This is a genomic window from Xanthomonas sp. PPL134, assembly GCF_040595915.1.
Lineage (GTDB): Bacteria > Pseudomonadota > Gammaproteobacteria > Xanthomonadales > Xanthomonadaceae > Xanthomonas_A > Xanthomonas_A indica.
Genome location: NZ_JAMDLL010000009.1, coordinates 146,623 through 166,487, shown reverse-complemented (window position 1 = coordinate 166,487; position 19,865 = coordinate 146,623). Strand labels below are relative to the sequence as shown.

The window sequence follows — 19,865 nt, the reverse complement described above, 5'->3', positions numbered from 1 at the left end:
CCACTTTCGCGGCCATCGATTGCGTGACAGCGGCACCCTACTGCGCCGCATGGCACGCGCCGCGGCGCCTCAGCGCGGCGGCGGGAACGCCCACACGCTGTGCGGATCGCCGCCCTGCCCACGACGGTATGCCGCGCGCGCCATCTGCCAGTAGGCCCAGGCCAGCAGCAACGCACAGGCGTCGATCGCCAGCAGGGTGCCGCTGCTCCACGGCGCCACCCAGCCGGCGGCGCCGCGCAACCCGGCCAGCGGCACCAACGCGGTCAGCGCCGCGCAGGCCAGCAGCAGTTCGTAGGCGCCACGCGCGGTGGGACGCAGCAGCGCCCAGGCCACGCCGAGCGCGAACACCGCGTAGTACGCGACGCGCTCCATGCCCGGCGGCAGCAGGCGCGCGGCCACGAACAGCGCCGAGACCCCGGCCACGCAGCCCAGGCACACGCCGGTGGTGAGCCGCGCCATGACATGGGTGCGCCGCGGCTGCGCCTGCTGGCGGCGCTTGCGCCGCGCTTCCACCCACAGCAGGTTGCCGCTGTAGAACAGGAAGGCGCCGCCGAGCCCGAGCAGGAAATACAGCCACTGCAGCGGCCAGCGTCCGTAGTTGCCGAAGTGCAGGGTCTGCAGGCCGCGCAGCGCGGCCACGCCCGGCGACATGGTCTGCGGCGACAGCACCCGCAGCACCTGGCCGTCGGCCGCGCGCAGCGCCACGCCAGCGAGCGTGTTGAGCCGGCGCTGGTCCTGGTGCCCGTAAAGCTCCACCTGCGCATTGGCGTCGCCGGCATCGTGGAAGGACAGGCTCTCCGGCACGAAGCCGGGATTGGCCGCGCGCGCCCGCGCCACCAGCTCGGCCACCGGCAGCATCGGCGCAGGCACGTGCGCGGGCTGCACGTGCGGGGCCAGTTCGAAGTCCGGCTGCAGCACCTGCATCAGCTTGCCGTCGAACACCAGGTACTGGAACGGCGCCAGCAGCAGCACGCCCAGGGTCAGCACCGCGCCGGACCAGGCGAAGATCACGTGGAACGGCAACGACAGCATGCCGATGGCGTTGTGCGCGTCCTGCCACAGGCGCTTGACGTTGCGGCCGCGGCGCAGCGCGAACAGGTCCTTGAGCAGCACCGGCGCATACAGCACCACGCCGCTGACCAGGGCCAGCCCGTACAGCAGGCAGACCACGCCGAACAGGTAGGTGCCGAAGGTGCGCGGCAGGCCCGCGGTGAAATGCAGGTCGTACAGGAAGTCCACGAAGCCGCTGCGTTGCGGCAGTTGCACGGGTTGCCCATCGGCGCCGGGCTGGAACTGCACCATGCCGCCGAAGGCCTGCTGTGCCGCCGGCCCGAACGCATACAACTGCGGCAGCGCGCGGCCCTCGCCCGGCAGCATCAGGGTGTAGGACTCGGCCAGCGCCGGATGCCGCGCCAGTACCGCATCGGCCAGCGCCTGCGCGGCCTGTTCCGGCGGCAGCGTCGGGGCGTGCAGCGCCGACGGCCGCGGCCACTGCTCCAGGTCGTGGGTGAACACGTTGATCGCCCCGGCATAGAAGGCGATGAACAAGGCCATGCCGGCGAGCAGGCCCATCCAGCTGTGCGCCGACAGGAACTGGCGCAGGGTCGCGGCCTTCATGGGGTCACCTGCACGAGATGGTTGGCCTTGAGCAGGAACAGCGCCACGTAGCACAGCGCGGTCGCACCGCCCAGCCACAGCCACGCGCGTGCGCCGCTGCGGAACACGAAGGCCAGCGACATCGCGCCGATCCACGCCGGGAACACCAGCAGCAGCCAGGGCAGCGTGTGCACCTGCAGCTGGCCCGGCCACAGCAGCACGCATAGCCCGATGACGCCCACCGCCAGCGGCAGGCCCAGCACGATCGCCGCCAGCCACCTAGCCCACATCGCCAGCCCCTCGGTGCAATTGCCGCCACGCATCCAGGTACGGCAAGGCCACCGCCGCCAGCATCGTCGCGCTCAATGCGGCGAAGACGCCGGCCCACACGCCGAGCGCGGCGATCGCCGCACCCAGCGCCGCCACGCACAGCAGCGTGCCGGCCACGCGCAGCGCGCGCGCGTGCCGGCGCCAGGCCGGGCACAGCCGCTGGTGCGCAGTGGCCAGGTAGAACGCCAGCGCCGCCAGCGCGGCGGCCAGCAGATAGCCGGCGGTGGCGACGGCAGGCATCACCAGCGCGCCTCGAAGCCGATGCCGACCACCCGCGGCGCGCCCAGGATCGCGACCGGCTCGGTGGCCCAGCGGTACTGCACGTAGTCGCGGTCAAGCAGGTTGTTGGCGAAGATCCACGCGCTCCAGTCCAGGTTCTCGTAGCCGAACTTGGCGTTGACCACGGTGCGCGAGGCCAGCTGCACGGCGCCGGCGCCGATGTCGGTGTACACGCGGTCGCGGAAGCTGGCGTTGAGGTTGGCCAGCCAGCCGTCGGCGAAGCGCCAGTTGGCGCCCAGCGCCGCGGTCCAGTGCGGCGCGTAGGCGAACTCGCGGCCGGCGTAGTCGATGACCGAGGCGCCGGCGATGGTGGCGAAGCTGTCGTAGCGGGTGCGCGCATAGCCCAGCGAGCCGTACCAGTCGAAGGCTTCGTTGGGGCGGTGGCTGGCCTCCAGCTCGGCCCCGTACAGATGCGCGCGGCCGGCGTTGACGGTGTTGTAGTCGAAGCTGTTGAGGCCGAAGTAGGCGGTGGTCTGCTTGTCCTTCCAGTCGATGTAGTAGGCGTTGGCGTTGAGGGTCAGGCGCCGGTCCAGCCACTGCGAACGCAGCGAGGCCTCGTAGTTCCAGGTGTATTCCGGGTCGTAGGGGAAGGCCTGGCTGCGCGCGGAGTTGAAGCTGGAGCCGCCGGAGCGGTAGCCGCGCTGCACCACCAGGCTGGTCGACAGGTCCGGGTTCCAGTCGTAGCGCACGCCGAGCTTGGGCAGCAAGGCGTCGAAGTCGCGCGTGTTCCAGGCCACCTCGCCGTTGGCCGAGCGCACGATGCCGGCCACGCCCTGGTTGATCGCGACGATGGCCCGGTACAGCGCGGTGCCGCTGGCGGCGAAGGCGGCCGGGTCGGGATAGCGGCCGGCGAAGGCGGCGGTGGTGTCGGAGGCCATGGCGTAGCGCTGGCGGTCGTAGCGCAGCCCGCCCAGCAGCGAGAAGCCGCTGCCGACCTGCCACTGGCCGTCGGCGAACAGCGCGCGGTTGCTGGAGCGGGTCGGGCTGGCGCTGACGTAGTCGACCGGAATCACCGGCAGCGCCTGCGCGTAGCGGGTGGCGATCGCGGTGGCGGTGGCGGCCGGGAAGCCGGCGCTGCGCAGCAGGCCGGCGATGGTCGTGGTCGGCGTGGCGACGTTGTTCAGCAGTTGCGCGTCGTTGTCTTCCACGTGCCGCGCCCAGTACGCGCCGATCAGGCCCTGCACCGAGGCGCCGGCGTAGTGCAGGCGCAGTTCCTGCGAGGCGGTGGTGTCGTCGAGCTGGCGCTGCGCGTAGCCGGCGTTGTCCGGGCCATGGTCCATGTCCCACAGGCTGGACGAGGTGACCTTGTTCCAGGCGCTGACCGAGGACAGCGACCAGGCGTCGGAGAGCGCGTAGTCGGCCTGCAGGGTGACGATGTCGCTGTCGCTGCGGGTGCGGTCCGGGGTGTTGTTGGTGGCGTAGCGGTGCTCGAGGTAATCGGGCAGGTCGGTGCGCACGTAGGTGTACATGTACGGGCCGGTGCGGTGCGAGCGGGTGTAGCCCAGTTGCACCTTCAGCCCGGCGATCGCCGACGGCGTCCACAGCAGCTTGCCGCGATAGATCGCCGAGACCTGCGCGTCGTCGGCGGCCTGGCGGGTGAGGTTCCAGGTGTAGCCGTCGAAGCTGCGCTGCTCCACCGAGGCGCGGAACGCCAGCTCGTCGGGCACGATCGGCCCGCCGATCGCGCCGGCCAGGCTGCGGTCGGACGGGTCGGAGGCCAGCACCCGCAGCTTGCCCTGCCAGTCCATGGTCGGCTCGGCGGTGCGCAGGACGATCGCGCCGGCCAGGGCGTTCTCGCCCTGCAGGGTGGACTGCGGGCCGCGCAGGACTTCCACCTGCTGCAGGTCCCACAGGCTCAACGGCGCCCAGCTGATCGCCTTCCACGGCAGGGCGGCGCCGTCCAGGTAGATGGTGGCCAGCGGCGCATCGCTGCCGCCGTCGATGTTGCGGATGCCGCGGATGCTGAAGCCGGCATCGCCGTAGGTCTGCGCCATGTTGGCGGTGCGGTTGAACACCTCGTAGGCGTTCTGCAGGTTCTCCTGCTCGATGCGCGCCTCGGTGGTGACGGCGACCGAGCTGGTGGTGTCCTGCACGCTGCGGCCGCTCTTCTCGCCGGTGACGACGATCTGGTCGAGGGTGGTGGGATCGGGGGGAGGCGCGACTTCGGCGCCAGCGGCGCGCGTTGTGGGCGCCCAGCCCAGCAGGATGGACACGACAGACAAGGACAACACCGATCGCGCGACGCGCATGCACCACTCCCCCCGAAAGACTCACGGATGAAGGCATGGCGGCGGCTGTGCCCGGCTGCCGGACCCGGCAGCGCTGGGCGCGGACTGTAGCAGAGCGGGGGCTGGGCCGCCATGGGATTTGGGATGGGCGGCAGGTTTGCTCGGGGGTCTTGGGGGCGTGGGAGCGGCTTCAGCCGCGACGGGGGTTCCCGGGAACGCTCGTCGCGGCTGAAGCCGCTCCTACGGTTGGGCATCGCGCCAACATATGCGTCACGCGCAGAGACGTGTTGTGGGAGGGACTTCAGTCCCGACGCAGTAGTAACCGGCGGCTGCCGCAATGCGGGGGGCGATCGTCTCAGGGGACTAGCGAGGCTGGCGCATCGCGCGTCGTGGCTGAAGCCGCTCCTACAGTTCTTCTCGTCCGGCACTCACGCTTGAAGCAACAGCAAAGGCTTTCGCCCTTGCGGGCGAGTTACTTTGATCAGCCTTCGGCTGCTGAGAAGCACTTCTTTGCTTGTGCAAAGAAAAGTAACCAAAAGAAGCGCTTTACCACAGCCGAAGGCTGGTCAAGCACACCCTGCCTTCGCGCCCTCCGCGCTGCGCGCTCCGGGTCCGCGGCCAGCCCGGGGATCCGCGGAAGGGGCATCCTGCCCCTGCCGCGGACGGCGCACATCCTTGTGCGCCGCCCCTTCGGGGTTTTTCCCCGCGCTGGCCGCCGCTTCGGAAGGCAACCCGGTAAGTCAAAAGCAACAGCCAAAGCCACAAACAGCAGCAACAGCAACAGCTTTGGTTACAGCTGCGGCAACTTATGCTGCCAAACGCAAACGGGCGGGAGGGCTTCTGCCCTCCCGCCCGCTGGCGCCGGCGTGTGCTGCCGGCGCGTGTGTTGCGATGCCTGCGATCAGTGCCAGTGCAGGTTGAACGAGACGCCGACGATGCGCGGTTCGTTGTACACGGCCGCCATGTAGTTCTCGATCACGCCCTTGAGGTTCTTCTCGTTGGTGATGTTGCGGGCGAAGGCCGCCACTTCCCATGCGCCGTAGTCGCCGGTGTAGCCCAGCTTGAGGCCACCCTCGAAGTTGCCGTTGGAGGTGAACTCGGTAGAGTCGTACAGCACGAAGCTGGTGTAGCCCTGCTTGTTCCAGTCGGTGGCGACGAAGAACGCGCCGCCGTCGTTGACCGGGATGTCGTAGCGGGCGGCCAGGTTGACGTTGTACTTGGGGGCGTTCGGCAACGGGTTGCCGTCGATCTGGGCGAAGGTGTTGTTGCCGATGCGGATGGTCGGATCCTTCACCGTGCACACCACCACGCCGTTCAGGCCGCACACCTGCGCATACACGCGCTTGTCCTGGATCTCGCTGTGCAGCAGGCTCAGGCCGGCGGTCAGCGACAGGTTCGGGATCGGGCGCCAGTCCAGGTCCGCTTCCATGCCGTAGGCCTTGGCCTTGTCGGCGTTGAACAGCACGCCGTTGCCGTTGGCGTCGTTGCCGTTGAGCTGGATGTCGTCGACGGTGTAGGTGAAGCCGGTGACGTTCAGGCGCAGGCGGTTGTCGAACAGGTTGCTCTTGATGCCCGCTTCCCACGACAGGATGGTTTCCGAGTCGGCGGTGGTGAAGTCGGAATTGAACACCGCCGAACGGCCCTGGATGGTCGGGCCGCGGAAGCCGCGGGCGACCTTCGCGTAGACGTTGACGTTCGGGTTGATCGCGTACATCGCGCTCAGGTCCCAGCTCGGCTGGGTGTCGGCCAGGCGCACGTCGCGGCGGCCCTTGTAGGTGACCACGCCGGCCGCGGTGTCGGCGGTCTTGAGCAGCTTGGTCTCCTTGCTGTCGCGGGTCTGGCGCACGCCGGCGGTCAGGGTCAGCGCGTCGGTGACCTTGTAGGTCAGCTGGCCGAAGCCGGCCCAGGAAGTGTTGCTGTTGTGCAGGCGCACCCAGTTGTTGGGATTGCGCGCGGCGGTCTGCAGGAAATAGGCGCGCTGGTAGAAATCGGTGGTGTCCTTGCCGTCGAAGTAGAACGCGCCGGCCTGCCACTGCAGCGGGGCGTCGCCTTCGCTGGCCAGGCGCAGTTCCTGGGTGTATTGGTCCAGGTCGCGCACCTGGCCCATCGACTGGCCGTAGCCGTTGGGCACGCCGTTGACCGGAAAGTTGGCCGCGGCGCCGCCGTCGGTGTCGCCGCGGCTGTAGCCTGAAGTGGTCTCGTAGGCGCTGATCGAGGTCAGCGACACGCCGCCGAAGTCGTAGATCGCCTTCAGCGAGGCGCCGTGGGTCTTGTACGCCTGGGGGTTGTCGTGGGCCTCGTCGTAGGCCACCTGGTCGCGCGGCACGTCGACCTTGTTGGAGCCCTTGCGCAGCGCGCCGCGCAGGAACAGGGTGGAGGTGCCGTCGTAGTCGCGGGTGTGGAACGCACCGAGCAGGGAGAAGTTCTCGCTCGGCTTCAACAGCAGCTGCAGGCGCGCGTTGCGGTCGTCGTAGCCGCCCATCGCGTCCTTCTTCGGGGTGACCGTACCGTCGGCGCTGGGGCCGCTGTAGGTGTTGTCCACCCAGTCGTCGCGGTGCTGGTACAGGGTGGACACGCGGAACGACAGCACGTCGTTGATCGGGCCGCCGATGCCGCCGTCGACCGAGACCGTGTTGTCGCTGCCGTAGCTGGCGGTGACCCGGCCGGTGTAGTCGTCGCTGGGCTTGATGCTGTCGAACTTGACGATGCCGGCGGTGGTGTTGCGGCCGAACAGCGAACCCTGCGGGCCGCGCAGCACTTCCACCTGGTCCAGGTCGTAGACCGGGTTGGACTTCAGCACCACGTGCTCCAGTACCACGTCGTCCTGGATGATCGACACCGGCTGCGAGGCGCCGAGGTAGAAGTCGATGTTGCCCAGGCCGCGGATATAGAAGCGCGGGAAGATGCGGCCGGTAGTGGTCTCGGCATAGAAGCTGGGCACGCGGCCGGACAGCGCCAGCAGCGTGTCGTCGCCGCCGGCGGTGAAGTCGCGCATCGCCTCGCCCTGCACCACGCCCACCGACACCGGTACCTCCTGCAGGTTCTGCTCGCGGTGCTCGGCGGTGACGATGATGGTGTCCAGCGAGGTCGCCGCATCGCCGTTGCCGGCGGCGTTGACCGGGCGGGTCTCGCTGCCGGCCAGCGACGGCGCGCTGTCCTGCGCGGCGGCGGCGGCGGCCACCGAGGCCAGCACCAGGGCGGCGCAGGCCTGCGCCAGGCGGGTACGGGCCGGCGCGGCGCGCGCGGTCAGCGGCCGCGGGGAGAGAGCGGGATGCAGCATGTCGGATCCTTGTGAGCGCGCAAGATCGAGTCCGTTCGGCTTGCGCAGCAGCCCGCGACGGCATGCGCCAGACTGTGGCGCAGCGCGGCACGATATGTCGTTCGTGTTGCAGCGCCATTGCAATGACGGCGCGGCGGCCACGACGCGACGGTGCATGACCGGCCGACGTCGCGCGACGCGGCTGCAGCAGACATGCGTGGACCTGCATGCGCCACGGCGCGGGGCCAACTCCGCACATCACGACACCATGCAGACACCCCGGCCACAGCCGATCGACGTGGCGCAGCCGATGCTGGCCCTGTCGTGCGCCACGCATCCTGCCATGCGGCCCCACGCCGCCGCGCCGCTTTTGGAGACCCCATATGCGCCAGCTCCTGTTCATTCCCTTGTTGCTGACCCTGGTTGCCTGCGGCCGCGACCGCACCGAACCCGCCACGCAGCCGCCCGGCGCGGCCGAGAGCGCAAAGACCCGCACCCTGGAAGCCGGCGCCAAGGCGCTGCAGGACGATGGTCCGGCCGCGGTGCTGGACATCCACCTGGTCGGCTTCCATCCCATGCGCGACCACCCGCACCAGCAGATGGAAGCCCACCACTTCTGCCGCCAGGTCAACGAGGACTTCGCCCAGTGCGCCCTGTTCGACGGCGACACCGCGCAAGCCAACCTCACCGGCGTGGAGTACATCATTTCCGAGGTCTTGTTCCAGCGGCTGCCGCCGGAGGAGCGCCGCTACTGGCATCCGCACAACGGCGAGATCCTGTCCGGCCAGCTGTCCGCGCCCGGCCTGCCGCTTACCGCGGAGAAGGCGCTGATGCGCAGCAAGCTCAACAGCTACGGCAAGACCTGGCACACCTGGCATTCGCGCCACGGCGCGGAGCCCGGCGATGCCCTGCCCCTGGGCGAGCCCATGCTGGCCTGGTCGTTCAACCGCGACGGCGAGCTGCAGCCGGACCTGCAGGCCCGCCGCGACGCCATCGCCCCGCACCGCAGCGCCGAACTGCGCGCCGACCGCCAGGACCTGACGCCGCTGGCCAAGCCGCAGCAGGGCGTGGACCTGCTGCGCGACGCGTTTCCCAACGCGACGCCGATTCCTGGGGTGGTGGAGGCGGGGACGGAGGAACGGTAGGGACCCGGGAAGCCGTACGCCGGCGACGTCATTCAGGCCGAAGATCCCGCCTCGGAGCGGTCTTATGCCACGTGCGGCAGGGGCTGCAGCGGTGCCGGCATCGGCACTGCGCCCCGTGTTTCTCGCCGGTGGACATCAAGGTGTGCAGCGCTCCGCAGCGAATTCGGCCAGGCGCTGGGTGAGCGTTCCTTCCTGCCACGCGATGTCGAGGATCACCCAGCGCTCGTCTTGCCGACCGAGCACCACCGTGTCCGTCCACTGCAGGTTGTCGACGGCCAGGCGGGCGCGCACCCGTGCGGTATCGCCCTTGACCCGAGCGGTCGTCGAGACCAGCGCGGTGGGCTGATCCGGCCACAGGAAGAAGGGACTCTGGTCCAGCATGTGCGGTTTGACGTCGGCCGGCACCCGCTTCGCGCAGGCTGCCTCGTAGGCGCGCTGCGCCTCCAGCGCCGCGAACAGCTGCCGCCCCAGCAGATGCCGCACCTGCGCAACATCCCCGCCCGCGTGCTCGGGCGCGAGCGCCCAGGCATAGAACGCCTGGACCGTGCGCACCGGCGACTCGCCCGCGATGGCAGCGAACGCGCTCAGCCACAGGCTCATCGCGCACAGAAACCGCATTCCCCTCATGGATCGCCGACCGCTTGGGCCGCCAGGCGCGGCATGGCGATCCTCGGTTAGCCGCTGCGCGGCGTCAATGCGAGCGTTGCCTCGTGTGCGCCAGCACCCGGCGTGGACGCAGCAACCGGGTGGGCTTGGAAGCGAGAAACACCCGGTCTCACCGAGCCTCCAACTCACAGCAGCAGCCCCCGACGTAGGAGCCAACTGTCATGCAGCCACGGCGCGCGAAGCGGCATGCGTTCCGATGGCGCAATGCGTCGGGACTGAAGTCCCTCCCACAGTGCACCCGACGAGCTCGCCGCAAGACCCTCTTTCGACACAAGCGGCTTCAGCCGCGACGGACATTTCAGATAAAGCCCGTCGCGGCTGAAGCCGCTCCTACATTGGCCACGACACACTCCGCTGAGTCGCAGCAAAAGCGCGTACCAGCGCGGCCCTTCAGTCGCTGTCCACCCCGAGCACGCTCAGGCGCAGCGCTGGTGCATCCGGACCGGCTGGCGCATGCGCCAAGGTGCCGGTCACCCGCACCACCTGCCCGGTGCCTTCTTCGCGCAGATGCGCCGCCTGGTCCGCGGTGACCGCCAACCGCAGCCGACGCACCTGCTCGTGCCGCGGCTGCCGCCCGTCCGCCGACGCCGCCACGCACACCGGCTGCGGCAGGATCAGCACCTCTTCCTGGGTCGCTGCCACACCGGCATCGATATGCGTGTGCGCATGCGGCGCGGTAGGCGCGGCGTTCCCAGTGGACGATGGCGCCAAGGTACCGGACAAGGTGACCTGGGTCGGCCCGTACGGCAGACAGTGCTTGGGCGCTGCCATCACCTCGGGCACAGTGCCGAGCAGCAACAACGGGAACAGCGACAGGCTTCGGATCGGCATCGTGGCGGGCACAGACGGAGACGGGCCGCCGAGCATACCCAAGCACGATGGCAGGCGTGCTGCAGCCGGCGCCATCACCGGCGTGCGCAGCACCGCGTTGCCGCCGAGACGGCAGCGGCGGTCAGGGTTCGCGCTCCAACACCAGGTCGGTGAACTGCGGTTCGGCGGCGATCAGCGCATGCACCCGCGCAAAGCACGGATCGTCGTCGCGCATCGCATGCCGGCCGAGCACGCGCTCCCAGAACGAGCGTTCCTTCTCGATCTGCAGCATCCAGGTATGGTTGCCATCGACCTCTTCCTCTGCATAGGCGCCGACCAGGTAGGTGCGCCCCTGGCATTCCGCTTCGGATGCCCAGCCCCAATCCTCCGGATCCGGTTCGGACAGCACCATGGCGTCGCCCACATGGACGCGCAGCCAGTCCAGCAGCGAACTGCCGCGGATCGGGTTGATCGGATTTTCCGGCTCGGCGCTCACCTCGAACAGGCGGGAGCGGAAGTGAATGACAGGATGCATGCGGCAGCTTGATCTCGAACGATTGGATGGCGGACGCCACATCGGCGCAACTGCGTCACGGCAGGCGCGAAGGGACGGTCCCGAAGGGTAAACGCGCGTGCGCCGGTCCAGGTGGACAGCGGCGCCGCGCGTCATGCGGCCCGGTGCGGTCGCTGCGGCACGTGGACGCGGCGCTGTGCGTTCGGTGCTCGCAGCGCCGGCGACCGGAGCCGGACGCCATCGCCGCAACCGGCCAGATCGATTGCAGCACGCCTGCATGACAACTCATCGCATTCCTCGTAGACAGGCACGCGCGCCCTGAGACACCCTGAGTCCGATCGCAGCGCCACGCCATCCACAGGGCGGGCGGCGGTTGTCGCGGTTGCACTGAAACGGCCGCGACGCGGCGGCGGCACCGCGTCATGGTGTTGGCTCCGGCTCAGGCTGCAGATCCGGCTCGAACGGATGATCCGGCAGACACTGCCCGCACCACGGGCAGAACTGCACGCAGATCGCGTCATTGAGATACCAGGTCGGATCCTCGCCACGAAGCAACTCGAACCCGATCCGCACCGCCCTGTCCGGCTTGGTCACTGCCTCGAACATGCTGAAGCAGCAGTAACGAGCGACACGCTCGCGCCACGGCCCGCTCTCGGGAAACTGTGCCTCCAGCCAGAGCGCGCTCCAGGCCTGGCAGGCCGTGCATTGCGCCAGATGCGACAGCGCCGCGTAGGTCGGTGGATCCGGAAAATGCTCCTCTTCCACCTCGATCAAGCCTTCCAGCGCCATCACCAGTTCGGGCCTTTGGTGAATCTGATCGCGCAGCGCCGACAACGTGTGCCGGGTGATGAAGCAGGTGCTGGAATGGGGCATCGGTGCAATCCTTTGCAGTCCAAGGCGAGGAAGCGTAGTGCGATGTAGGCGCTTCGAGGTTAAGCGCCCGCCGCGCTCCACAGCGCATAACCCAACAGCCCCAATCCCACCAGGGCGAACCCACCCCAGAACGCCGCCGCTTCGGCCGAGACCACGCGTGGGGCCAGATAGGCGCCGCGCCTGCCGGATTTGCTGCGCCGTTTGCTGCTCCACGGTTCGACGCTGTAGTAGCCGAACGAGAACGCCGGTACCACGATCATGCCGACGACGTAGCACAGGCCGTAGAGGACGATCTCGAGCACCGGGCGCAGGACGACCTCGGTCAGCAGGCTTGCGGGCATGGTGTCACCTGGTCCAGACAAACGTGATGTGCGGCGCCGGCCACGCCAATGCGTTGAGCCTGCATGCGATGCTCGCCGAGCGACCGGTGGCCGTCAACGGCCGGCGCCAGCGCTCATCGGCTGTCGCCGAGCAACCGGTGCACCAGCTCGCATCCAAGCACCGACATCGATGGATAGCGGGGGTATTCGTCCACCGACAGCATCCGCACGAAGGTGTCGCCTTCGTGCAGTTCCCCGGCGATGTGGAAGGTCAGCAGTTCCCTGGCGTCGTGGGGCAGCGGCGCGTGGCCGATGAGCTGCCAGTTGCCGCGCTTGAGCTTCTGAGTGCCGGTAAACAGCAACCGGATGTCCTTGTCGCCGTCGCGCACCGGCAGCGGCCTTACCGGCGACGGGCCAAGCGTCGGGGCCGACGCCTGCTGTTCCAGCACACAGAAGCCGACCACCTTGCGATAGTCGCCCTGCGGCGCCCACAGCACCTGGCAGAGCGCGTACCTCCCTATGTCCAACGGGATCGCGAAGACATCGCCCGCCCGGTACTTCACTGCCATTCCACCATCCTCTTGCGTCTGGAACCCGGATCTCCGCAAGGGTATCCCTGCGGTGTGCCTGATGGCATCCACCTGACAGCTCGAGGCGCTCTTCGTCGTCGCTGCTGCTGATCGATGCGCATGGCGTGCGGGGACCCAGACCACGCACCGCAGCGGCGATGCATCGCGGGTGCCCCTACGTCCCCACCTGCCGATTCACTCGCCACCGGTTCACCCGCAATGGACCACACTACCGCCCCACCTTTGGAGCGACTCTGATGCACAAGACCTGGCTGCTCGCCTTGTTGGCGGTTCCCGCACTGGCCCACGCGGCGCCGGACGAGGACACGGCGATGTGCCGCAACGGCGGCTTCCCCATGAGCACGGCCGGGTTCTCGCTCGCCAAGGTCGCGGTGCCGCGCCTGTACCTGCTCAACGACGACGACGGCTGCCCGGCCAAGGGCGAGACCGCGTGCCGGCAGCGCGCCTATGTGGTCAAGGACGACACGGTGATCCTGGCGCAGCACCAGGGCGGCTTCGTCTGCGCGTTCTACCCCAACAAGGTCGGCGGCAGCGCCGGCTGGGTGGCAGCGTCCAGCGTGCAGCCTTTGCCGGCGACGGCCGCACCGAAGCCGCAGGCCTGGGTCGGCCACTGGCACGACGGCGACAACGAACTGCAGCTACTCGCCAACGGCGACGGCACCCTCACTGCCAACGGCGATGCCTACTGGCCCAGCGCCAACCCGACCCCCGAGGAAAGGCCCGGCGGCCCCAACCTGGGCGCCGTCACCGCGCGCGGCTTTCCAGAAGGCAACCGGCTGGAACTGAGCGAGGACGACTGTAAGGTCCGTCTGCAACTGGTTGGCGACCTGCTGGTGGTCTCGGACAACCTGCAGTGCGGGGGCGCCAATGTCAGTTTCAACGGAGTGTACCGGCGCAATGCAGCCAAGCGCTGAAGCGCAGCTTCTGCGGTTTTCGCGTTGCGTGTGATCCGGGCGGCGATGTGGTGTCGCCCGGGTTCTCACTTAGAAGATCGCGTCCCGCGGCGTGATTCCAGTTTGCGTCACAGACCCACGCTTTGCGCGACCAGGTCCGCAAAGACCCATATATCGCCCTTGTCATAGGTCTCGGGTGCTTCCGTTCCGCCGAGCGTCGGATAGGGTTGCGGAATGTAGATTTGTCCGGGCTTCAACGGGCCAAGACGCGCAGCGATCGCGCGGACGTGGTCGCCGCGCAACACGTACTCCTCGAAGCCCGGATCGCGCAGGATGGCCGCCTCGAACGCCGCGGTGGAGGCATGTGCGCCATACGACTTGCCGGCGGCCTTGAACGGATGCAGCACCGCGTAATCCTGGCTGGCCGGATCATGCAGAAAGAAGTGACCGAGACTCGAATAGCCGACCACGGCGGTATACGCCGGGAACGCGTCCGCCCACGGGCCGAGCACCTCGTGCGATTCCGGCGTGATCAGGTGATACAGCGGGACGTTCGTCGCTTCAGCGCGCTCTGCACTCTGACTCATTGGAGACCTTGCTGCGATGGCGCGCCAGGATACCAAGCCACGCGCGTCCGCCTGCTGTCGTTGTGTTCACCTAGGCCTTCGCGACGGCTCCGTAGCACTTGGCCGAGCCATCCAGGAAGAACTGCACGTTGTGCTCTTCGCACCAGGCCTCCAGCTCGGCCTTGAACACCGGCCACAGGTCGCGTGCCCATACAGGTGCACTCTGCGTCCAGGCATGCTCGGTCGGCGCGTAGACCGACGGCACGCCCATCGGGAAATCCAGAACGAATTCGCCGCCCGGACCGGTGCAGACGAGTTCTTCCTTCCAGCGAGGTTGGAACTGGAATGTGGTCATGGGGGGAACGCGCCCTGGGAATGCTGCGCTAACGGCGACGCGAGATTCTAGATCAGTCACGTGCCTCAGTTACCTACCCACCAGAGGCGGGCAGCCTTCAGAAAACAGAACAGCGCCACAGGCGCGGTGATGTAGACGCCAACCCGCACGCCCGAAAGATGCGACGCGCGATCGACAGTGGGACGCATCACCCTAGCCCACGTCCGCTCGCTCGCGGCAAGACGCCAAAACGACCAGGCAGATAGAGCAAGAACAATACCAGCAACGGTCAACGACGCCGACGTAGCGAATTCACCGTTCCAGTTGTCGAGATAGCCAGCAAAGCTTAGCCCGGGGAACCAGACCAGAAGAACTGCCAGGGCGAACCTGGGTCGGAGCAGGCCGAGGTGAAATGTTCTTGGCCACTTCCAGTTTGCAAACATGTGCGTAGGTCGGTGTTGGCTTCAATGAAGGGATAGACAGTTACACGGCGCCAGGCGTCACTGCTAACACAAAGATGTCAAGCAGAATGGCGAAGAAGCGAATCCCAGCGGGGGCATCTGATACGTGCCATTTTGGTGCTTTCATGGCATCGCGGTCATGCACCCAGTTGATCTTCAGCGCTTCCAGCGACATCACCCGCTGCCTCAGCGCATCGAGGCGAATGGACTCGTGTTCCTCGTACATGATCTCGGCCCCATCCTCAAGCGACTCATAGATGGGCAGGAGCTGCGTGACACCTTCGAATACCCACTGGACAGGAATCCCGTCGGGACCGCCCTTGTAGGGATCGGTCGTCGTCTCCGCCACGGCAACAACCTTCCTATAAGCCTCGTCGAAGTCAGGAGCACTGACGATGACCGTGTTTTCCCATGCTAGGAACTCTTCTTGCGGGTCGTCGTTACCAACGGCATCGAGTTCGATGAAGCGAATCACGTAGGTGCCTACATACCAACCGACGGGAGAATTGCCTTTCTGGCGTTTCATGATGGGCTTACATCCAGGGTGGAGTGAGTCGCCGTGTGGATCGGCATTGGCTCAGTTGTTGGAAGCATGAGTGGTACATGGCCTTCTCCAGAGCCAGTACTCATCCCAGTCCCAACGCATCTCTTCATGGAGACAACCGACGAACGAGCGGTCGTCGTATGCGGCGCATCGGGCGAAGTTGCGGGCAACAACATTGGTGGCGTTCAAAGCGCTATCCGCTTACATTGCATCGTTCCACTGAGTGCAATCGGTCCGAATGAGTCAGCGGGCTTTTTGGTCATGCCGGCCTCGCGCGCCAAGCACAAGGATGATAAGTGAGCCTATGGTGCAGCACCCTGCGCCCAAGAGGAGTGGATCAAAAAGTCTTGCGACAAGATAGGCGCCGCCGATGAAGTATTGAAGCAGAGAGATGAAGACGCATAACACCACCAGAACCATCAGAAGGATGCCGACAGCGCCAAACATCACGCCAAGGGGCCTCATCCTACTCGGCAGGCCACCAGCCGCCCGGAGAGCGGAATAGTTCACCGAAGCACACATGACAAAGAGCAGTGCCACAATTCCTAACCGAATCGCTGTACCGTCCATCTGTGGCCTATTTGTTCCTCTTGCCGCAGAAGCGCGGCGTGGAGCGATCCTCGAGCAGGTCCGCTCGGCACTAGCGCTGTGGCTACTGTAGAACTGGGGTCAGACTGAATTTTTAAAGGTATCACACGCAAGAGAGTGTATGCCCTGGTTTATGGCTTGAATGAATTGTTAGCGCGAAGTTGCTGTCGCACTGCGCCTCACCATGTACTTGATGGCATGTGCTTGGCTACCAAGTATGCCAACTACTGGCGCAAACCAAGTTAGTGCGTATTGCCAAAAGTAGCCATCCTTGTGATCAAGGGCCGCCCACAGAACGGAAATGAGAGCGGAACCGATAAGGGTTGGAAGTGCGTACGCACGTGTAGCCGCGGAGCGCGATCGAATCACGAGCCAAATGAAGGACACGATGCTTACAAGCCACGCGATTGGGAAGATGATCTCGACACCCATGATCTGCGCTAAATACCTGAGTTAAGCCGTGCCGCGAACGGCGTCGGATTGGACGAATCGTTAGGCTCCAAGCCAGTGATGCAGAGCATCGTCAAGTTCCCACTGCTCGAAACCCGGATTTGCAATGACACCATCGCTATCTAGGGGCGACACAGTGAACCCCTCTTCTACGTCTTCGTAGTACTACACTTCATTACCACGTTCCGCCACGACAAAGACGGATTCAACATTGCCTCCGCGAACGATGGGCGTTGCACGCGGCGCCATCCTAACTGCTTGAATGCCTCTTGCTGGGTAGTTTTACAACCACCGAGCTCTCGCTCGATGAGTTGGCTAAGCGCGTCTGCTGTGATTGGCTTCCATGTGTCCACTCGGGCCTAACGCCTGAATTAAGCCGACCTGCGAGTCAGGTTCGGCTTGAGTGAATGGTTAGGGGCCACTGTTAGGCTCCAGCAACGATGATGCATCAAGGTATTCCTGCGAGGGAAACTCAAGCTGAGGATTGGCAAGCCAGTAGGCTTCTCCGTGGATGTGAAGCATGGCCCAGTGCCATGCCTCTTCATGGAAAATAAGCCCGCGGAGGTCATTTGGCTGCTCGTAGGGATAGCGTGCAACTGCCGCATCGTCAGCGTCTGACGGGGAGTAGGACCCGTAAGCGCGAAGCACCCACGCAAACATGTGGCGTTCGTGCTTCAGGTACTCCAGGTACTCTTTCTCTGTCCAAGTTTGGGTTGCCATGAAATTCGTGTGTGGCGCCTAACTACTATTGGATCGCCTAGGAAGAACTTGGAGGAGTGAAAACAGTGTCAGAGTGACCTTCCGAAGCTATCACACACGAACTGCTTGCTGACATCCACATTCACCTCCAGCAACAGCGGGCTCTCGGCCATGATGCGTTTCCCGACATGGTCGAGGCCAAGACCCGCCGCTTCGCTGATGTCAGTCCAGCCCATCGGCAACGCAAACCCACTACGATCAACCAATAATTCAACCTGACCCGTTATCGGGCTCGGATTGAGGACTCACTCTACGTTTAGCTCCTCGACGACACCATTGGTGACTTGGCGGACATAGCCGAAGTTAGACAACGATGCCGAGTACTTGCCAATGGCATGTAAGCCAGGCTCATTCGACTTTGAAGCGACGCAGATGCCTTGGCAGGCATTAGAGTCTATGCAGGATTTGCCCGAGTCTGTGGCCTTTAGATCACAAGTCTTGGGCTTGTCGGGCATTGGCAAGCCTAGCGCCGTCCATGATCCGCCCTTGCCGATGCACTCCGCCTCAGTTCGAGGGATGACTGGCTTGGCTACCGGGCTTGCAAAACGCGCACAGCCAGCCAGAAGGAGGAAGAGGGTCATGTATTTTACAAGCTGCCAACAGAGCATGCCGTGAGACCTAACATCAAGGTAAGCCGACCCGCAGAGTGGGCTTGGCTTGAGTGGATTGTTAGGTACCATGCCCGTTACTCACGAGTAGCCGTGTCAAAGCGTAATAGCCTAAATCCGCCAACTCTTTCTCTGACAACTTTGCTAGGTCTGTCAAGCGGCCGCGCTCAAAGTCTTTGAAGGTGAAAAGGCTATGGTAAGACCAAGTACCAGCCTGTTGCCCTTTACGGACATCATCTAGTACGAGCCTAAGGGACCCGTCGGGAAGTTCAGCAAGGCTGCATAGCACTGCCATGTCCTTGGTTGGCGCGGCCTGAGAGCTTTTCATTGCAACTGACGCCTGAATTAAGCCGCGCCGCGGAGAGGCGTTGGCTTGAATGAATGGTTAGGCGGTGATACCGAGGAGTTGGTGAGGCATGGACGGTGCTCCCTACAGTGCCGCCGAGAGCCGAGCATGCCACAGGTTGCGGGCTTAGGGTTTGCCCAAAATGCTGACCGCTGGATGCGATCGATACCGAAGGCAATGAGTGTAGCGGGCAACCAAGCCGGACGACCGAGCGGCGGTCGATCCGATGGCGGGAGACGAGATTAGAACTGGGCGTAGAACTGCGGTCGGAGCACAAAAAAAGTGCAATCTGACCCCTTTTTTTGATGAAAGATCAGCCCACGTAGATCATTTGGTGGCTCGTAGGAATAGTGTGCAACTGCCGCATCGTCGGCGTCTGCCGGGGAGTAGGAACCGTAAGAGCGAAAGACCCACGCGAACATGTAGCGTTCGTGCGTCAGGTACTCCAGGTACTCTTTCTCTGTCCAGGTTTGGGTTGCCATGAAGTTAGTGTGTTAAAGCTGGGATTAGAGTGAAATTTCAAAGATGTAGCACACAAGAAAAGTGACTCTGACCCCTGTTTTCCCAAGAGGTCCGCACCAGTTTCATCGGGCGGCAGGAAGCGGACACTAAATGGATTCCCGCCAAAACCCATGCTACATAAGTCTCCACGTGTCACGATCTCCTTGATGTTTGGTTTGCAGCATAAACTCCTAAATCAAGCCGAACCTCGAAACGGCTTTGGCTTGAATGAGTTTTTAGGCATCATCAGCCAGTCGATAAGCTTTTCGTGCACCCGGTACATGGGGCAGTTGCCGGGCGTAATGTCTGTGATGAACTCGTTGCGCGCCAAATGTAGAACGGCCGCATTTAAGTCTGGATGTTCATCTGTATGAAACTCGAAGCAAGGCTCTGACAGGAAGCCAATCATCGTTCCGCTTTCCTTGACGAAGAACGCTCGGATGTTCTTGCCCTCAGGGCTAGTGAAAGCTTGCCGCATATCAGCAATAACGGCAGGGAATCGCGTCTCGATGTCTTGCCAGAGCTTGGCCTGCTCTTTGGCCAGCTTCTTGTCCCGGCGAACGTCAGTGTATTTGTCAGCGAAGTAATTGCCGGCAGCACCTGTCACGGCCCCGACCAGAAATCCAACACTTATCGACAGTATGTCCATATAAGGCCTAACGCATGAGTTATGCCGAGCGAAGCGGTTTCGGCTTGAACGAATTTTTATTGGGCACGCCGCGAACCTTTGCGACTCCAACCTCGAATAGCGCGTGATCAAGAACGAAAGTCTCACGCATGATGTCTGCTGTCATTGAGGTCGTGAGCATTTGGCGTTGCATGAGTGATTCAACGGCTGGACCGTTTAGCTCCAAGTTGTTGACCTGCGACCATGTCAAAACCGCGCCGCCAACCTTAGCGAATGCATCTACGACCTTCTGCTCCTCGTCGCTGAGCCTGGCATATAGCTCCGAGGCATCCTGTGCCCGAGCGCGATTGGTTTGAGCACGTTTGCGACGCTCGTGCAAGGCGCCAGAAGCCAGCCGAAGAATTGGGAAAGCAATGATTGCGGAGAAGGCAGCGATGACCCAGTCGCGTTGCCACAAGTAAAGCCCGAGACCGATGCCGCCGGACAGGGACGTTGCAATGCTGCGTGCAAAGTCTGTCTCCGAATAGAGCTTGTCTACAAGGTAGTCGATACTCCTCATCGCGCCCCCTAGGACCAG

The 19,865-nt window shown here is 64.9% G+C and carries 22 protein-coding genes; 3 read left to right on the top strand and 19 right to left on the bottom strand.

The features are described 5' to 3' along the window. Positions 1-69: 69 nt before the first annotated feature. The 5 genes from M3U25_RS16045 to M3U25_RS16025 all read right to left on the bottom strand — a co-directional run bounded on the left by M3U25_RS16045 (position 70) and on the right by M3U25_RS16025 (position 7,713). Entirely contained in the window at positions 70-1,617 is a 1,548-nt protein-coding gene (locus M3U25_RS16045) for a PepSY-associated TM helix domain-containing protein (protein WP_355501529.1), read from the bottom strand. Further along, positions 1,614-1,886, bottom strand: coding sequence for a hypothetical protein (locus M3U25_RS16040; RefSeq protein ID WP_355501532.1), 273 nt, complete (start codon positions 1,884-1,886; stop codon positions 1,614-1,616). The genes M3U25_RS16045 and M3U25_RS16040 overlap by 4 nt, the downstream gene beginning before the upstream one ends. Next, a complete protein-coding gene (locus M3U25_RS16035; protein ID WP_355501534.1) occupies positions 1,876-2,166 on the bottom strand; it encodes a hypothetical protein in 291 nt (96 codons plus the stop codon). Before M3U25_RS16035 ends, M3U25_RS16040 begins: the two co-directional genes overlap by 11 nt. Continuing rightward, positions 2,166-4,418, bottom strand: a complete 2,253-nt coding sequence (locus tag M3U25_RS16030) for a TonB-dependent receptor (protein ID WP_355501824.1) — start codon at positions 4,416-4,418, stop codon at positions 2,166-2,168. The genes M3U25_RS16035 and M3U25_RS16030 overlap by 1 nt, the downstream gene beginning before the upstream one ends. 916 nt (positions 4,419-5,334) lie before the next feature. After that, entirely contained in the window at positions 5,335-7,713 is a 2,379-nt protein-coding gene (locus M3U25_RS16025; protein ID WP_355501536.1) for a TonB-dependent receptor, read from the bottom strand. A 362-nt stretch (positions 7,714-8,075) separates the two neighbouring features. On the opposite strand from M3U25_RS16025, the gene M3U25_RS16020 reads away from it, so the two are divergent. Beyond that, positions 8,076-8,837 (top strand): OBAP family protein, encoded by a 762-nt coding sequence (locus M3U25_RS16020; RefSeq protein WP_355501539.1) that lies wholly within the window; start codon positions 8,076-8,078, stop codon positions 8,835-8,837. Positions 8,838-8,972: 135 nt separating this feature from the next. Here the strand turns inward: M3U25_RS16020 and M3U25_RS16015 are convergent, their stop codons facing one another. The 6 genes from M3U25_RS16015 to M3U25_RS15990 form a co-directional block, all read right to left on the bottom strand. Next, complete coding sequence (locus M3U25_RS16015) at positions 8,973-9,437, bottom strand: nuclear transport factor 2 family protein (protein WP_355501542.1); 465 nt, start codon at positions 9,435-9,437, stop codon at positions 8,973-8,975. A 456-nt stretch (positions 9,438-9,893) separates the two neighbouring features. After that, entirely contained in the window at positions 9,894-10,334 is a 441-nt protein-coding gene (locus M3U25_RS16010; RefSeq protein WP_355501545.1) for a hypothetical protein, read from the bottom strand. Positions 10,335-10,455: 121 nt separating this feature from the next. Further along, the gene (locus tag M3U25_RS16005; RefSeq protein WP_355501548.1) at positions 10,456-10,848 is read right to left on the bottom strand and encodes a hypothetical protein; all 393 of its coding nucleotides are present in this window, start codon (positions 10,846-10,848) and stop codon (positions 10,456-10,458) included. Positions 10,849-11,247: 399 nt separating this feature from the next. Further along, a complete protein-coding gene (locus tag M3U25_RS16000) occupies positions 11,248-11,700 on the bottom strand; it encodes a hypothetical protein (RefSeq protein WP_355501551.1) in 453 nt (150 codons plus the stop codon). Positions 11,701-11,759: 59 nt separating this feature from the next. Beyond that, complete coding sequence (locus M3U25_RS15995) at positions 11,760-12,041, bottom strand: hypothetical protein (RefSeq protein WP_355501554.1); 282 nt, start codon at positions 12,039-12,041, stop codon at positions 11,760-11,762. Between the two features lie 113 nt (positions 12,042-12,154). Continuing rightward, a complete protein-coding gene (locus tag M3U25_RS15990) occupies positions 12,155-12,589 on the bottom strand; it encodes a hypothetical protein (protein WP_355501556.1) in 435 nt (144 codons plus the stop codon). A 257-nt stretch (positions 12,590-12,846) separates the two neighbouring features. Here M3U25_RS15990 and M3U25_RS15985 point away from each other — a divergent pair, with 257 nt between their 5' ends. Next, a complete protein-coding gene (locus tag M3U25_RS15985) occupies positions 12,847-13,524 on the top strand; it encodes a hypothetical protein (RefSeq protein WP_355501559.1) in 678 nt (225 codons plus the stop codon). Positions 13,525-13,631: 107 nt separating this feature from the next. Here the strand turns inward: M3U25_RS15985 and M3U25_RS15980 are convergent, their stop codons facing one another. The 4 genes from M3U25_RS15980 to M3U25_RS15965 all read right to left on the bottom strand — a co-directional run bounded on the left by M3U25_RS15980 (position 13,632) and on the right by M3U25_RS15965 (position 15,390). After that, positions 13,632-14,090, bottom strand: coding sequence for a T6SS immunity protein Tdi1 domain-containing protein (locus tag M3U25_RS15980; RefSeq protein ID WP_355501562.1), 459 nt, complete (start codon positions 14,088-14,090; stop codon positions 13,632-13,634). Between the two features lie 70 nt (positions 14,091-14,160). Beyond that, positions 14,161-14,424, bottom strand: a complete 264-nt coding sequence (locus M3U25_RS15975; RefSeq protein WP_355501565.1) for a hypothetical protein — start codon at positions 14,422-14,424, stop codon at positions 14,161-14,163. A 65-nt stretch (positions 14,425-14,489) separates the two neighbouring features. Beyond that, positions 14,490-14,846, bottom strand: a complete 357-nt coding sequence (locus M3U25_RS15970; RefSeq protein WP_355501568.1) for a hypothetical protein — start codon at positions 14,844-14,846, stop codon at positions 14,490-14,492. A 40-nt stretch (positions 14,847-14,886) separates the two neighbouring features. Next, complete coding sequence (locus tag M3U25_RS15965) at positions 14,887-15,390, bottom strand: DUF4288 domain-containing protein (protein WP_355501571.1); 504 nt, start codon at positions 15,388-15,390, stop codon at positions 14,887-14,889. Between the two features lie 126 nt (positions 15,391-15,516). Between M3U25_RS15965 and M3U25_RS15960 the strand changes: the two genes are divergently transcribed. Beyond that, positions 15,517-15,708, top strand: a complete 192-nt coding sequence (locus M3U25_RS15960) for a hypothetical protein (RefSeq protein WP_355501574.1) — start codon at positions 15,517-15,519, stop codon at positions 15,706-15,708. A 1,149-nt stretch (positions 15,709-16,857) separates the two neighbouring features. Here M3U25_RS15960 and M3U25_RS15955 read toward each other — a convergent pair. The 4 genes from M3U25_RS15955 to M3U25_RS15940 form a co-directional block, all read right to left on the bottom strand. Then, complete coding sequence (locus tag M3U25_RS15955) at positions 16,858-17,166, bottom strand: hypothetical protein (RefSeq protein ID WP_355501577.1); 309 nt, start codon at positions 17,164-17,166, stop codon at positions 16,858-16,860. A 68-nt stretch (positions 17,167-17,234) separates the two neighbouring features. After that, positions 17,235-17,411 (bottom strand): hypothetical protein, encoded by a 177-nt coding sequence (locus tag M3U25_RS15950; RefSeq protein ID WP_355501580.1) that lies wholly within the window; start codon positions 17,409-17,411, stop codon positions 17,235-17,237. A gap of 1,445 nt (positions 17,412-18,856) precedes the next feature. Next, the gene (locus M3U25_RS15945; protein ID WP_355588659.1) at positions 18,857-19,267 is read right to left on the bottom strand and encodes a hypothetical protein; all 411 of its coding nucleotides are present in this window, start codon (positions 19,265-19,267) and stop codon (positions 18,857-18,859) included. A gap of 61 nt (positions 19,268-19,328) precedes the next feature. After that, positions 19,329-19,847, bottom strand: a complete 519-nt coding sequence (locus tag M3U25_RS15940) for a hypothetical protein (protein ID WP_355501586.1) — start codon at positions 19,845-19,847, stop codon at positions 19,329-19,331. Positions 19,848-19,865 lie beyond the last annotated feature (18 nt).